This window comes from Flavobacterium sp. GW823-FHT04A11 (genome assembly GCF_058796535.1).
Map to the genome: position 1 here is coordinate 4913596 of NZ_CM179503.1, position 13688 is coordinate 4927283.

The 13688-nt window shown below is 32.4% G+C and carries 16 protein-coding genes; 8 read left to right on the plus strand and 8 right to left on the minus strand.

Annotated elements, in window-relative coordinates; translation table 11 throughout:
• Window positions 1-6 precede the first annotated feature (6 nt).
• Genes AC3QL1_RS20970 through AC3QL1_RS20980 form a run of 3 tightly spaced genes read left to right on the plus strand, consistent with a single transcriptional unit; the run spans window position 7 to window position 2865 of the window.
• A complete protein-coding gene (locus AC3QL1_RS20970; RefSeq protein WP_492494072.1) occupies window positions 7-381 on the plus strand; it encodes a GxxExxY protein in 375 nt (124 codons plus the stop codon).
• A 14-nt stretch (window positions 382-395) separates the two neighbouring features.
• On the plus strand, window positions 396-1823 hold the full coding sequence (locus tag AC3QL1_RS20975) for a CCA tRNA nucleotidyltransferase (protein ID WP_492494073.1): 1428 nt from the start codon (window positions 396-398) through the stop codon (window positions 1821-1823).
• Between the two features lie 16 nt (window positions 1824-1839).
• Window positions 1840-2865 carry a COX15/CtaA family protein gene (locus tag AC3QL1_RS20980; protein ID WP_492494074.1) on the plus strand — a complete coding sequence of 342 codons (1026 nt, stop codon included), beginning with the start codon at window positions 1840-1842 and terminating at the stop codon, window positions 2863-2865.
• A 255-nt stretch (window positions 2866-3120) separates the two neighbouring features.
• On the opposite strand, the gene AC3QL1_RS20985 is transcribed toward AC3QL1_RS20980, so the two are convergent.
• The 8 genes from AC3QL1_RS20985 to AC3QL1_RS21020 all read right to left on the minus strand — a co-directional run bounded on the left by AC3QL1_RS20985 (window position 3121) and on the right by AC3QL1_RS21020 (window position 9946).
• Window positions 3121-3888, minus strand: coding sequence for a LytR/AlgR family response regulator transcription factor (locus AC3QL1_RS20985; protein WP_492494075.1), 768 nt, complete (start codon window positions 3886-3888; stop codon window positions 3121-3123).
• A gap of 35 nt (window positions 3889-3923) precedes the next feature.
• On the minus strand, window positions 3924-4289 hold the full coding sequence (locus AC3QL1_RS20990) for a 2TM domain-containing protein (RefSeq protein WP_492494076.1): 366 nt from the start codon (window positions 4287-4289) through the stop codon (window positions 3924-3926).
• A 16-nt stretch (window positions 4290-4305) separates the two neighbouring features.
• Window positions 4306-4611 carry a 2TM domain-containing protein gene (locus tag AC3QL1_RS20995; protein ID WP_492494077.1) on the minus strand — a complete coding sequence of 102 codons (306 nt, stop codon included), beginning with the start codon at window positions 4609-4611 and terminating at the stop codon, window positions 4306-4308.
• 100 nt (window positions 4612-4711) lie between these two features.
• Window positions 4712-5041: a 2TM domain-containing protein gene (locus tag AC3QL1_RS21000; protein WP_492494078.1), complete on the minus strand. Its 330-nt coding sequence runs from the start codon at window positions 5039-5041 to the stop codon at window positions 4712-4714.
• Window positions 5042-5043: 2 nt separating this feature from the next.
• Complete coding sequence (locus AC3QL1_RS21005) at window positions 5044-6381, minus strand: histidine kinase (protein WP_492494079.1); 1338 nt, start codon at window positions 6379-6381, stop codon at window positions 5044-5046.
• An 18-nt stretch (window positions 6382-6399) separates the two neighbouring features.
• Window positions 6400-7023: a hypothetical protein gene (locus AC3QL1_RS21010; protein WP_492494080.1), complete on the minus strand. Its 624-nt coding sequence runs from the start codon at window positions 7021-7023 to the stop codon at window positions 6400-6402.
• Window positions 7024-7067: 44 nt separating this feature from the next.
• Complete coding sequence (locus tag AC3QL1_RS21015; RefSeq protein WP_492494081.1) at window positions 7068-7475, minus strand: DUF2141 domain-containing protein; 408 nt, start codon at window positions 7473-7475, stop codon at window positions 7068-7070.
• Between the two features lie 305 nt (window positions 7476-7780).
• Complete coding sequence (locus tag AC3QL1_RS21020) at window positions 7781-9946, minus strand: TonB-dependent receptor (protein ID WP_492494082.1); 2166 nt, start codon at window positions 9944-9946, stop codon at window positions 7781-7783.
• 138 nt (window positions 9947-10084) lie between these two features.
• Here AC3QL1_RS21020 and AC3QL1_RS21025 point away from each other — a divergent pair, with 138 nt between their 5' ends.
• The 5 genes from AC3QL1_RS21025 to AC3QL1_RS21045 all read left to right on the plus strand — a co-directional run bounded on the left by AC3QL1_RS21025 (window position 10085) and on the right by AC3QL1_RS21045 (window position 13679).
• Window positions 10085-10543, plus strand: a complete 459-nt coding sequence (locus AC3QL1_RS21025; protein ID WP_492494083.1) for a DinB family protein — start codon at window positions 10085-10087, stop codon at window positions 10541-10543.
• A gap of 34 nt (window positions 10544-10577) precedes the next feature.
• Window positions 10578-11192 carry a hypothetical protein gene (locus AC3QL1_RS21030; RefSeq protein WP_492494084.1) on the plus strand — a complete coding sequence of 205 codons (615 nt, stop codon included), beginning with the start codon at window positions 10578-10580 and terminating at the stop codon, window positions 11190-11192.
• A gap of 44 nt (window positions 11193-11236) precedes the next feature.
• Window positions 11237-11812 carry a sugar O-acetyltransferase gene (locus AC3QL1_RS21035; protein WP_492494085.1) on the plus strand — a complete coding sequence of 192 codons (576 nt, stop codon included), beginning with the start codon at window positions 11237-11239 and terminating at the stop codon, window positions 11810-11812.
• Window positions 11812-12201 (plus strand): SMU1112c/YaeR family gloxylase I-like metalloprotein, encoded by a 390-nt coding sequence (gene gloA2 / locus AC3QL1_RS21040; protein ID WP_492494086.1) that lies wholly within the window; start codon window positions 11812-11814, stop codon window positions 12199-12201. The genes AC3QL1_RS21035 and gloA2 overlap by 1 nt, the downstream gene beginning before the upstream one ends.
• Window positions 12202-12398: 197 nt before the next feature.
• Complete coding sequence (locus AC3QL1_RS21045) at window positions 12399-13679, plus strand: chloride channel protein (RefSeq protein WP_492494087.1); 1281 nt, start codon at window positions 12399-12401, stop codon at window positions 13677-13679.
• Window positions 13680-13688 lie beyond the last annotated feature (9 nt).

The window sequence follows — 13688 nt, forward strand, 5'->3', positions numbered from 1 at the left end:
TAGACTATGACAAAAATATTATATCAACTGGAAAGTTATCAAATAATGGGAATTTTATTTGATGTTCATAGAAATTTAGGTGGAGGTTTTTCTGAAATCGTATATAAAGACGCTTTAGAATATGAATTTAAAAAAGCCAATATTCCATTTGAAAGAGAAAAAGAATATTTGGTAAATTATAAAGACATTATACTGAATCACAAATTTTATGCTGATTTTGTTTTGTTTGATAAAATTATACTTGAAATAAAATCAAGTGATTTTTTACACCCAAAGCACATTTCACAATGTCTAAATTATCTTAAAGTTTCGAAAACACATTTAGCAATTTTAGCAAACTTTAATTCTTCCTCACTTGAACACAAACGTATTATTTTATAAAAATTACTGAATTCGTGGCTATACAAACAAACTATAAAACAGCTTTACAACATAAAATCTTCGAAATAATTTCGAAAGCATCTCAGGAACTAAACGTTGACAGTTATGTTATTGGCGGATTTGTTCGGGATTTGCTTTTAAACCGAGGTTCTAATAAAGACATTGATGTTGTTGCCGTTGGCAGCGGAATTGAATTGGCTTTGAAAGTATCTGAATTGCTTCCAAAAAAACCAAAAGTTCAGGTTTTTAAAACTTACGGAACAGCAATGCTTCGTTTTGAAGATACTGATATTGAATTTGTTGGCGCCCGAAAAGAATCCTATAATTTTGACAGCAGAAATCCTATCGTAGAAAACGGAACGCTAGAAGATGATCAAAATCGTCGTGATTTCACCATTAATGCTTTGGCTTTATCGTTAAACGAAAAAACATTCGGAGATCTTTCAGATCCTTTTAACGGATTGGCAGATTTGGAAAATAAAACAATCAAAACGCCTTTAGATCCGAGTATTACCTATTCTGATGATCCTTTGCGAATGCTGCGTGCGATTCGTTTTGCGAATCAGCTGGGTTTCGAAATCGAGAAAAATTCTCTTGATGCAATTACTAAAAACGCAGAAAGAATTAAAATTATTTCAGGCGAACGAATTGTTGATGAATTAAACAAAATTCTTTCGACAGATAAACCTTCAATCGGTTTTTTACTTTTATACCAAACCGGACTTTTAGATATTATTCTTCCTGAATTAACAGCTTTGAATCAGGTGGAAGAAATTGAAGGTCATACACATAAAAACAATTTTTATCACACTCTTGAAGTTGTCGATAATATTTGCCCAAATACAGATGATGTATGGTTGCGCTGGTCAGCTTTATTGCATGATATTGGAAAAGCGCCAACAAAACGTTTCAATAAAAAACAAGGATGGACTTTTCACGGTCATGAATTTCTGGGTGGAAAAATGGCCAAGAAAATATTCGAGCGTTTACACATGCCATTGAATCACAAAATGAAATTTGTGCAAAAAATGGTGATTATGAGTTCACGTCCAATTGTTTTGGCACAAGATATTGTGACAGACAGCGCCGTTCGCCGTTTGGTTTTTGATGCGGGTGAAGATGTCGAGGATTTAATGACTTTGTGCGAAGCTGATATTACAACTAAGAACCCGGCAAAATTTAAAAAATATCACAAGAATTTTGATATCGTTCGCAAGAAAATTGTTGAAGTAGAAGAACGCGATCATGTTCGTAATTTTCAACCGCCAATTTCCGGCGAACAAATTATGGAAATGTTCGATTTGAAACCTGGTCGCGAGATTGGAGTTTTGAAAGAAGCTGTAAAAGAAGCTATTCTGGAAGGCGATATTCCGAATGAATATCAGGCTGCTTATGATTTTATTATTAAAAGAGCTGAAAAATTAGGTTTAAAAAAAGTATAAGAATAAGTACTATAAAATGAAAAAAAAGAATAAATCAGTAATCATTTGGTTACTATCGGGTTGTGTTTTATTGTTTTTAATGGTGGTTGTTGGCGGTATTACCCGTTTGACAAATTCAGGTTTATCAATGACAGACTGGCATTTGGTAACCGATACTTTTCCGCCTTTGACGGATGCAAAATGGAATGAAGCTTTCGAGCAATACAAGAAATTTCCTGAATATCAAAAAATCAATATTCACAATGATTTTCAATTAGCTGATTATAAATTCATCTATTTCTGGGAATGGTTTCACCGTTTCATCGGTCGAATTATCGGATTGGTTTTCTTTGTTCCTTTTGTGTATTTCTTAATCAGAAAAAAACTGGATCGTGAAACCATTAAAAAATGTATCGTTCTTTTAGCAATGGGCGCTTTCCAGGGCTTTTTAGGTTGGTTTATGGTTCGCAGCGGATTAATTGACAATCCGGATGTTAGCCATTTCAGACTTTCACTGCACTTAACTTTTGCCTTTATCACTTTTGCTTATACTTTATGGGTTGCGTTGGATTTAATTTATCCGGAAAGGACAATTACAAAAGTAATTCCGCTTCGCAATATTGCGCGTTTTGCTTTAGTCGCGTTATTAATTCAAATTATTTATGGTGGTTTTGTGGCCGGATTAAATGCCGGATTAATCCACAATCACTGGCCTTTAATGAGTGACGGACAATTTATACATGATTCCGTTTTTATCGAACAATCTACTTTAGTTAAAAATTTAATTGAAGGAAAAAGCGGTGTTCAGTTTGTACATAGAACTTTTGCGTATGTTGTTGTCGCTTTTATTCTGTTTTTATATTACAAAAGCACTAAATTTTCGCTTAACAGAACACAAAATAACGGAATCAAAACATTAGTTGTTTTTGTTTTCATTCAGTTTTTATTAGGTGTTTTTACATTACTATACAGCGTTCCGTTGGCTTTAGGATTGATTCACCAAATTATGGCATTTTTCCTTTTAAGCGCTATGACTTTTACTTTACATAGATTGAGTAAATAATAAAAATGTTTAAAAATAAAAAAATCCTTCGCTGAAGGATTTTTTTATTTTTGTATTTGTCGAATTCGATATGTTTAAACCGGATTAAAATCCGGCCCTACAATATAAACCATTCCTACGGAATTTAATCCAAAATTAAAGAGCCATCGGCTCGATTCATTTTGTAGGGCCGGATTTAAATCCGGTTCACATGTATGGAAACGTTCCGAAGTTTAATGATTATTCCGTTGGAATTTAATTATAAAATATTTTTTTTTATCCCAACCAATTTTTAAAATCCTGAACCTTTTCACGGCTTACAATAACCTCATCTTCTTTATAAGTTGGTAAAATAACTTTAAGTCGGGAATTGGTGTAAACCTGAATTTCTTTAATTGCAGGAAGCGGAACAATGAATTTTCTGCTTACGCGAAAGAAGTTCTTCATATCTAATTCCTGCTCCAAAATCTCTAACGTCGAATCGATTAAATAATTTCGATTATCGAAAGTATGAATGTAAGTTCCTTTGTTTTCACTAAAAAAACATTCGATTTCATCTGTTGTAATAACCTTTAAATGCTGACCAATTTTAACGGTAAATCGTTTCTTGAAATTCTTCTCAAAAGGATTTGACAACATTTGGCGTATTTGCTCAAAGTCTAACTGAAGGTTTTTGGGTTCCGATTCTATTTTAGGCAAACGTGCTTTGAATTTATTAACGGCAACATCCAGATCATCTTCGTCAATAGGTTTTAAAAGATAATCGATACTGTTGAGTTTAAAGGCTTTTAAAGCATATTCATCATAAGCAGTTGTAAAAATGATGGCGCTTTTAATTTCTATTTTATCAAAAATTTCAAACGATAAACCATCTGACAATTGAATATCCAGAAAAATTAAATCAGGATGTTCATTATTAGAAAACCAATTGATCGCTTCTTCTACAGAATGCAGCATGGTTTCTACAGCAATATTTAATTTTTCCAGTTTTCGCTGTAATAATCTGGCAGCGGGTTTTTCGTCTTCTATTATTAATGTTGTCATTTTACAATGCTAATTTTGAAAAAGTAAATCTACAATTATTCCCATTTATTATTGGCAGCTTCCTTATTCATGTATTCCTGAATTTTTCTTTGTTCCCAATCAGCACTAAAAAAAACATCTCTGCCAAAAACAGATAATCCATGAGCCAGTAAACCTATTCCCCAAAACAAAGCGGTAGAATATGTTTGCCAATCTAATAATCCGCTGTCCAGGATTCCTTTTGAGAAAAAGTTTCCGTTTACGCTGGCAACGATTATCAGGATGTTTACTATGATATAAATTCTTAAATGCGAATAAAATCCTTGTATTCTTTTTACTTTTTTGTACGCTGCATTAAAGCGTTCATCTGATGAAAATTCTTGTGAATATTCTTCGTACGTGCGTCTTCTAAATCTTCCCATTATATCTAAAATTAAATTATTTCCATTTGTTATTATTCTCTTTTTCTTTTTCCATAAATTCCTGGATTTTTCTTCTTTCCCAGTCTTTTCCTAAAACCGGAAATACTTCAAAAACCTTTAATCCGTGAAAAAGCACACCTATTCCCCACCACATTAGCGGCCAGTAAAACCATAAATGATCTGGTGTTGTATATAAATTAATGAAAATTAAAATCACATTTACACCAATGAAAGACGTAAGGTTTGCGTAAAATCCTTTTATGCTTTCTACTTTCTTTTTTGCAAGATAGTATTTATCTTCTTCGCTAAAATTCATTTCCATGATTACTCCCATTTTTGTTTTTTTTCTTTTTCTAAAATTTCTTCTACTCTTTTTTGAGCTCGATAATAACGTTCTTCTTCAATAAATTGCTTTTTCATACTTAGACCCATTTCTGTTTTTGCTGTCTTTTTTCCAGAATACTTTTCAGTTTACGTTCCTCCCATTCTTTCCCGAAAATTGTATAGGAAATAATTAAATCAATCGCAGAAAATAAAAACACCCCGGTCCAGATTATCAGCACAACATAATTTAGATATTGGATTGCAAAAAAATCAAAATGAACTCCAAAAAATTCTTTTAAAATAAAAACCGTTACTGCCGAAAAGTATAGAAGAGCATGAATACAAAATGATTTTAGTTTAACAATTCTTTTGTTAAATATTTGCTCAAACTCAAATCTTTCCCTGTCAAAATTGCAATGTGTTTCCATGACTATTTCCAGTTTTTTTGCTTGTTGTCTTTTTCCAAAATCTCTCTGATTTTTCTTTCTTCCCAATCAGAACTGTAACCAAAAACTTTAAAAGCATGCATTACAACTCCAAATCCCCAGCCTAGAGCAGAAAACCAAAACCATTGAAATCCCGGTGAAAATTTTAAATTTATAAAAACTAAAAACGGAATTATACAACAATAAGAAAGTACATTTCCATAAAAACCTTTCAATTCTTCAACTCTTTTTTTAGCTCTGAAATAAGCCTTACTTTCATCATTATAATCTACACTTGCATCCATAACCGTAATTTGTTTGGTCAAAATTGGAATTTTAACCGTAAATGTTTCCTTGTTTTGTTCTATCAAAACTTTTCTGTTTGTAATAATTCCGTAGCGGTCTACAATATTCTGCAAACCAACTCCTTGCCTGTCCTGCAAAACTTCTTTCTTTTGAAAATCATTCTGAATAGCCAGATAATCTCCGTCAACATAAATTCTGATATGCAACGGTTTTTGTTCACTTACCACATTGTGTTTTACCGTATTTTCGAGTAAAAGCTGCAACGATAGCGGAACCACTTTTGCATCCGGATTAATATCTGTTGTTGGCAATTCGTAAAACAAACTATTTTCGAAGCGCATTTTTAGCAAATTCATGTACGTTTTTGCAAATGACAATTCATCTTCAACAGAAACCAGTTCTTTATCTTTTTGCTCTAAAACATAACGATAGATTTTAGATAAAGAAGTGGTAAATCTTTGTGCATTATCCGGATTCTCTTCGATCAAAGAACTTAATACATTCAAACTATTAAAAAGAAAATGCGGATCTATCTGATTTTTTAAACTTTCGAATTTCGCATTTGCCGTTCCTGCAATGATTTTTTGCTGCTTGACTTTATTTTCCTGATACAATCGATAGAAATGAAGTGCGTGAAATACCAGCAAAATGATAAAAGTAATCACTGAAGATTCTATATAACTTCCCGCTTTTTCATTTGCCAAAAAACTAATTACCGGTCTTTTTTCGATCACGACCTGTGTAAAAATCCGCAGTAAAAAAATGACAAAGAGCGAAATAAAAAATGAACTTATAAATCCAACTAAAATTCTTCTAGCTGAAAATCTGTTGTCTCTAAAAACTTTATCCAGATATACAAATAACGATGCATTAACAACATACAGCACAACGCTGTATAACATGCAATACAGGAAAAAAATGTATAAATCTTTGTTGAAAACTTCGATTCCAATCGAAGCAAAACGTATTAGAAAGGAAAATATAAAAACAATTCCGCCTATTATAAACGCTTTAAACAAATTTGGTTTTAAAGACATTATTTATTTTTTAAATTATTATTTGTTGCAAGATTTTTGAGTTTCCAAAGCTCTTTCTAATCCCCATTTTGGAGAAAAAGGAGTTGCTGGTTTAAAAGTACCAAAAAGTTCAATTGCTTTATCAACCTGAGCACATAATGGCTTTGTATCAACACCTGTCCATTTTGCTCCACCGATCTGATAATCAGCTTCACCAAAAACAATTCTTGGATTATTTGGGTCGATCGCTTTTCCTTTTGCGTAAGCTTCCATCACTTTAGCAGAATATTTCATTCCGTTTGTCATTGGATCTGCAACTACCCAAGCCGTATAAATCAAAGCTTGCATGGCATATAATTCGGCATTGTTTTGATCTTTTATGAATTCTACATCTAATGCATCTTGTGCTTTTGTCAATAACAAATCAATTTTTGTTTTGTCTTTTTCAGTAAATGCAGTTGTCGTATTGATTAAAGCTACATAATAATTTGGCAGATAACTTGTTTTTTCTGCCGCAGCAATTCTTTCAAACATTGCCGAAGCTTCTGCATTTTTTCCTTCTTTCCAAAGTCCGAAGGCTTTTCCCATTCCTTGTTCAAATTGTGTTTGTGCAGAGCTTATTACTACTACAAATAATGCGATTAAAGTGATGATTTTTTTCATTTTATAAGTAATTTAATGGTTGTTTATTTTTTGTTGGTTACTATTTATAATGCAATTTTAATTTTTGAATTTTTATCGATAACAAATTTAGCATCTTTATAGGAAGGTGGTCCCATAAATCCTTTAGCATTGTTTGAAGCAGCATAATCTTCAGAAGGAATTCCCATCATATTTTTATCAAGCTGTCCGTTGTTGTTTTCATCGTGATAGGTTGAAATTGCATATTCTCCTGTCGGAAGATTATCAAATGTCACCGTCGCTTCATTGTTTTTAATTTCAGAAGTAAGGCTTTTATATGCCGTTTTAAGAAATGTGCCTTCTGAGTTGTACAAACCTACTTTTACGATTCCTGTATTGTTTTTCAATCCTGAAACAGAAACGGTTAATTTTACATTTTGAGCAGACATTAAGCTGCAGATAAACATCATTGTTATTGTGATAATTTTGGTCATGGGTTGTTTTTTTTAAAGTTACTAAGGTTCTGAGTTGCTAAGTTTCTAAGTTTTTTTTCTTAGTATCTTAGGATCTTAGCAACTTAGTGGCTAATTAATTGATGATTAAAACTCTGTTTGTTAATTTATACTTCAAAAGTATGTCGGTTTATATTCTTTTAAAATTAAATAATACTCAGTTGTTGATTTTGCTTACTGAATTGTTTCTTTTGAGGTTCAAAGGTTCAGAGTAACAAAGGCTCAAAGGTTTTTTTTGATTTTCTATATAAACCTCTGTCCCTTTGAACCTTTGCCTCTTTGAACCTTTATAAATTTTTCAACTGATTATCATTTTTATTATCACTGATTGTCCAGAAGAAACCAACGAAGAAAAATCTGTCTGCGGTTGGGGTTACGGCTTGTCTGTTGTAAACTCCGTTTGCGTCTGGTAATTTTGCATAATCATATCCAAAAACGTTTTGTGATCCTAATACATTTGAAACGGAGAAATACAGAATTTTTTGTGTGGTTAATAAATATGCCCAGTTAAAACTCAAACTATTATAAGATTTTGTTTTTCCATTCATGAATTGCGTCTGATTTGGATCATTATACGGACGTCCTGAACTGTAACTATTTGTAAAACCAATTTGTGATTTCCAGTCGGTAATAAAATATTTTGTTACGATGGATAAACTGTGATTGGCAATAAAACTTGGAGTTGCCATCGTTGGAAAATTCTTGTATTGTCTTTCAGAATCGATGTAAGAATAAGAAATCCAATATTCTAAGTTTTTATATAAATTGCTGTCTCTCCAAAACAAATCCAGTCCTTTTGCATATCCTGAACCGTTATTGTTGAAAACTGAATTGTAAGCAATATCTTTTGTATCGTATTGAACTAAATTGCTGTAATCCTTATAATAAGCTTCGGCTCTAAAAGTTTGTCCCGGTCTTGTAAATTGATAGTTTAAGATATAATGCTGCGCTTTTTCACTTTCAAATTGGTGGTATTTGGAATACTTGATGTAATCAACAACCGGTGTTTGAGAAAAATCTCCGTAAGCAAATGAAAACTGACTCGTTTTAGAAACTTTATAAGCAATAGAAGCTCTTGGAGCGAGGTTAGTTTCATCTAATAAACTATTATTTGAAAGTCTTGCTCCCACTTTCAACGCCAGATTTTTTGAGAATAAAATATCTCCTTCGGTATAAAAAGCAGCGATGTTTGAATCGTAACCGTTTGCAACATCAATAGAAATATTATCCTTGAAATTTTCATTGAATTTGGTGATAAAATAATCTGCTCCAAAAGATAATTTAAAGTAATTCGAAAAGTTTTTTCTCAACTTTAATTTCAACTGCGCTGCATTTTCATTGGTGTTTACATCACTAATATCATATTTGACTTTGTTTTTGCTGTAACCGTAACTAACTCCTGAAGTAATTTGCCAGCCTGTTCCAAAATCACCTTTGTAAGATCCGTTAAAATAAAAATTATTATTATTTAAGTCTGTTCTTACCGGATCAACAAAGTTTACGTTTTTCTGATTTAAATCGAATTTCTCTGAATCGAAAGCCGCGTATAATTTAAAAATTCCTCTTTCAAAGTGATAACGATATACAGCTTCACCACCCAGAGACTGATACGGATTATTCCAGTCAACATTTTGAGGAATCACAGCCTGATAAGGTGCTAAATTGATATAATTGGTATTGATACTAAACGAACTTTTTTTCCACTTTTGAGTATTTCCAACTCCTAAACCTACGGTCATTAAAGCAATATCTGTTTTATTTTGATCCGGTTCATCTTGTGTATTTAAAAGTAAAACACTTGATAAAGCTTCGCCATATTCTGCAGAATATCCACCTGTAGAAAAAGCAATTCCGCTAAATAAGAAAGGAGAAAAACGGCTTCGTGTCGGTAAATTATTGGTTGAAGCGCCGTAAGGCTGTGCTACGCGAAGTCCGTCAACAAAAGTCTGGGTTTCGCTGGCTTCCCCTCCACGAACAAACAAACGCCCGTCTTCACCAACAGTTTGTGTTCCCGGCAATGTTTGCAGAGCGGCAATAATATTTCCTGCGGAACCTGCTGTAGTCACAATATCGAGTGGCTTTAAAACAGAAACTCTTGCTTTGTCTCCGGATTCTAATGTTCCGGCAGTGATTACAACAGCGTCAAGAGCGTTTACATTCTCTCTTAGTTTTACCGTTTGATCTTTAAAATTGGTAACATCAATTTCTGTTTTGAATGTTTCATAAAGTAAAAAACTTACTACTATAAATTGATTTCCCGTTGCTGTTGTTTCAAAAGAAAATTCACCTGTTTCAGAACTTGTTGCTCCATCGTATGTTCCGTCGATATAAATATTTGCTCCGGGAACGGGTTTTCCTTTTTCATCAACCACTTTTCCAGAAATGGTATTTTGAGCAAAAAATGCAGTTGTTAAAAATAAAAAGCTAATTGTAAAAAGTAATTTGGTTCTCATGGTTTTTGATTTTGATGAAGCAAATGTATTTTAACATTCGAAGGTATAAAATAATTAATAACCCAATTGTAGAATTTTGAGGATGAGTTGTAAATTACTTATTCGTATCTTAGCTTTCACGTTTAAAAACTATTAATCATGTCAGAAAGTAAAAGAGTTTCAAATTTATATCAATCCATTTATAATGGAAATCCGTGGCTTGAGGTTACCTTAGCCGATACTTTAAAAGGTGTTACCGCAGCGCAGGCTATTAAAAAAGTAAATCCTAATTTGAATACGATTTGGGAAATTGTCAACCATCTTACCCAATGGAGAAGAAATATTTTAAGACGCGTTCAGGGCGAAATAATTACCACGCCAGATCATAATTATTTTGTGCCAATTCTGGACTCATCTGAACCAGCCTGGGAACAATCGCTGCAAAGTCTTGCCAAATCTCAGGAATTATGGACGGCTTTTTTGAGTGATTTTGAGGATGCCGGTTTCGAAAAAATAGACCCAAACAACAATCATAATTTTTATGAAGATATTCATGGCATTATCCAGCATGATGTGTATCATTTGGGACAAATTGTTATTTTGAAGAAGTTGCTTTAAAAATTAAAATTAGGGGATTAAATAGGTAATTCAGATGAAAAACATTGATAAAGTGCAAGGTTTACTTCCTTTAGGTTATCTCTTTCTTGTCACTTTGGGAATTGTGAAAGAAACTATATCGTATTATCAAATAGGAATAAATATTATCAGATATTCATCTATTATAGACATTTTAATAAGTCCATTAGCGGCCGTTACTTCGCATCCTGTATTTTTTATAACTGTTTTAATACTGTTTATTTTTTCCTACAACCTTCCTCAAATATTATTAAACAACGAAGACAAAAAAGGCCTTCACAAATTGTTTGGTGTAAAAGACATTACCGAAGTGAAAAAATTAGCAGAAAGTGAAAAAATTGATTATTACACAACTATCTCAATAAAATTTCTTGCTAGTTTTTTAATCTCTGTTTTTTTGGGATATGGATTTGCAGATGGCAGATCGATTGCCACAAAAATAAAAGGCAAAACATTACACTACAACAATACTCTAAACTTTAATGATGAAAACTCGGAACAGGTTTACATAATAGGATCAAATACGACCTATTATTTTTATGTAACAAAAGGAGAACAAACAGTAAAAATTGCGCCAATTGCTTCAATAAAAAACATTGAATTGACTGAAAATAAAATGCTAAATAATTAAAGAACTGCAGTCGAAAATATCAGGACAAAATATCATTATACTGTATGAAAACAGAAAAAGAAAAAATGATTTCGGGGGAGTATTACAACGCTTTTGATCCGGAATTAGTAAAAGGCCGCCGAACTGCAAAAAATCTTCTGCATACCTTAAATGTAAAAGAATATCGGGTAACCAAAAAAGCAAAAGAAATTTTAAAAGAACTGATTCCTAATACTGGACAAGGTTTTTACATAGAACCTCCTTTTCACTGTGATTATGGTTATAATATTTTTTGCGGAGACAACGTTTATTTCAATGTAAATTGTGTTGTTCTGGATTGTGCGCCCGTAAATATTGGGTCAAATGTTTTTATTGCGCCAAATGTTCAAATTTATACCGCTTCGCATCCGCTTGACGCCGAATTAAGAAAATCGCTTGAAAATGCATATCCTGTTACAATTGGAGACGATTGCTGGATTGGCGGAAACTCAGTAATTTGTCCCGGTGTAACAATTGGAAAAGGCTGTGTCATTGGCGCCGGATCTGTCGTAACAAAAGATATTCCGGATAATTCTTTAGCCGTTGGAAATCCTGCAAAAGTAATTCGAAAATTAAATCAAGAAACTGAACCCAATATCTAATGCTTACTTTAAACAAAATTCATCACATCGCCATTTTATGTTCTGATTATCAAAAATCTAAAACTTTTTATACCGAAGTTTTAGGCTTAACAATTATTAGAGAAATCTATCGCGAAGAACGCCAGTCTTATAAACTGGATCTGGCTTTAAATGGAACTTATGTAGTTGAATTATTTTCATTTCCTGATCCGCCAAAACGACCTTCAAGACCCGAAGCGGTTGGCTTGCGTCATTTGGCTTTTGAAGTTATTAATCTGGATGAAACTGTTGCTTTTTTAGATTCAAAAAATATAGAATCAGAACCAATTCGAATTGATGAAACGACTAATAAACGTTTTACTTTTATTGCTGATCCGGATTTATTGCCGATTGAATTTTATGAACGATAGCTAACGCTTTTTTTGCCACGAAGGCACTAAGACACAAAGTTTTTTTTCTTATCTTATGTCAGTACAAAAAGAAAGAATTGTCTTTCAAAACAGTTTTTAACATAATATAATGAGTGTTTTTTATTAAAAACCGAATATGATTCTTTAATTTTGTGAAAACGCAAATAAAATTAATGCGGTTTACAAATTTACTTCTGATGAACAAAACGGCGCAAATCAAAAAAAATCATCAATTTATTAAGTTCCGAAAATTATTTATTGTCTCTGTTTTAATTGGCTTTTTATCGGCTTTTTTAGGAATTTCACTTAAAAAAATTACTGAATATTACGAAGAAATTTTCTTTCATGAAGTTTCTGTAAATCCACTTTTTTACATTCTTTTTCCTGTTTTCGGATTATCTGTAATTTATTTTCTGAGACAATACTTGTTTAAGAAAAAAGAAAACAAAGGAATCAAAGAAGTTTTTGAAAGCACAAAATCAAATTCAAAAAATTTACCTTCTTATAAAATTCCGTCTCACTTTATAAACGGATTATTAACGGTTATTTTTGGAGGTTCAACCGGAATCGAAGTTTCGACAGTTGTTGCCACTGCTACAATTGGTTCTGTAGCACAGCAAAAAGAAAACGTATTTCGTCAATACAAAACCGAATTAATTTGTGCAGGCGTTGCGGCAGGAGTTACTGCATTATTTAGTTCTCCAATTGCCGGAATTTTATTTGCTCTCGAAGTTATTTCACGAAAAGTTACCAGAGCTTTTATCATTTCAAATGTCATTGCGGTTTCTATTGCTTTTGGTTTACTTTCTATTTTAAAAGAAGAACCTTTATTTGCAGTTTCGATTACAACCTGGCATTTAAAAGCGATTCCATATTTTATTCTATTGGGAATTTTAGCTGGAATAAATTCTGTTTATCTAACACGCTGCGTATTATTTTTCAAATCTCAATTCGGAAAAATCGATACTCATTATTATAAAATTATCATTGGATCTGTGGTGTTGAGTGTTTCTCTTTTTATTTTTCCGCAATTATATGGAGAAGGATATCATGCTATAAAAGGAATATTTGGTTCTTCATCCGAACTTCCTTTGACGCTAACTTTGGCTTTTACTTTCGTCGGAATTCTGCTTTTAAAACCTATTGTAACTTCCATAACTTTAGCTTCCGGAGGTGACGGCGGTGTCTTTGCTCCCAGTCTTTTTATCGGCGCTTTTTTAGGATTATTACTGGCTTCTATTTTAAATACATTTTTTCATGTGAATGTAATTCCTGTCAATTTTATGATTATTGGAATGGCGGCAGTTTTAAGTGCCAGTATTCACGCGCCTTTTACAGCCATATTTTTAGTTTGCGGACTAACAAATGATTACACTTTATTTTTTCCGATTTTAGTAGTTTGTCTGATTTCAAAATATACTGCAAAGATGATTTACCCATTTACGGTTTATTCCTATTCGCCAGGTTTAGTAAAATAAAAATATTAT

What these genes read in the sequence shown, in the direction of transcription:
- gloA2 (WP_492494086.1), top strand. Translation starts at nt 11,812, where the DNA reads ATGCTTACTTTAAACAAAATTCATCACATCGCCATTTTATGTTCTGAT.
- AC3QL1_RS21020 (WP_492494082.1), bottom strand. Translation starts at nt 9,946, where the DNA reads ATGAGAACCAAATTACTTTTTACAATTAGCTTTTTATTTTTAACAACT.
- AC3QL1_RS21030 (WP_492494084.1), top strand. Translation starts at nt 10,578, where the DNA reads ATGAAAAACATTGATAAAGTGCAAGGTTTACTTCCTTTAGGTTATCTC.
- AC3QL1_RS21005 (WP_492494079.1), bottom strand. Translation starts at nt 6,381, where the DNA reads ATGTCTTTAAAACCAAATTTGTTTAAAGCGTTTATAATAGGCGGAATT.
- AC3QL1_RS20980 (WP_492494074.1), top strand. Translation starts at nt 1,840, where the DNA reads ATGAAAAAAAAGAATAAATCAGTAATCATTTGGTTACTATCGGGTTGT.
- AC3QL1_RS21035 (WP_492494085.1), top strand. Translation starts at nt 11,237, where the DNA reads ATGAAAACAGAAAAAGAAAAAATGATTTCGGGGGAGTATTACAACGCT.
- AC3QL1_RS21025 (WP_492494083.1), top strand. Translation starts at nt 10,085, where the DNA reads ATGTCAGAAAGTAAAAGAGTTTCAAATTTATATCAATCCATTTATAAT.
- AC3QL1_RS21000 (WP_492494078.1), bottom strand. Translation starts at nt 5,041, where the DNA reads ATGGAAACACATTGCAATTTTGACAGGGAAAGATTTGAGTTTGAGCAA.
- AC3QL1_RS21010 (WP_492494080.1), bottom strand. Translation starts at nt 7,023, where the DNA reads ATGAAAAAAATCATCACTTTAATCGCATTATTTGTAGTAGTAATAAGC.
- AC3QL1_RS21045 (WP_492494087.1), top strand. Translation starts at nt 12,399, where the DNA reads ATGAACAAAACGGCGCAAATCAAAAAAAATCATCAATTTATTAAGTTC.
- AC3QL1_RS20995 (WP_492494077.1), bottom strand. Translation starts at nt 4,611, where the DNA reads ATGGAAATGAATTTTAGCGAAGAAGATAAATACTATCTTGCAAAAAAG.
- AC3QL1_RS20990 (WP_492494076.1), bottom strand. Translation starts at nt 4,289, where the DNA reads ATGGGAAGATTTAGAAGACGCACGTACGAAGAATATTCACAAGAATTT.
- AC3QL1_RS21015 (WP_492494081.1), bottom strand. Translation starts at nt 7,475, where the DNA reads ATGACCAAAATTATCACAATAACAATGATGTTTATCTGCAGCTTAATG.
- AC3QL1_RS20985 (WP_492494075.1), bottom strand. Translation starts at nt 3,888, where the DNA reads ATGACAACATTAATAATAGAAGACGAAAAACCCGCTGCCAGATTATTA.
- AC3QL1_RS20970 (WP_492494072.1), top strand. Translation starts at nt 7, where the DNA reads ATGACAAAAATATTATATCAACTGGAAAGTTATCAAATAATGGGAATT.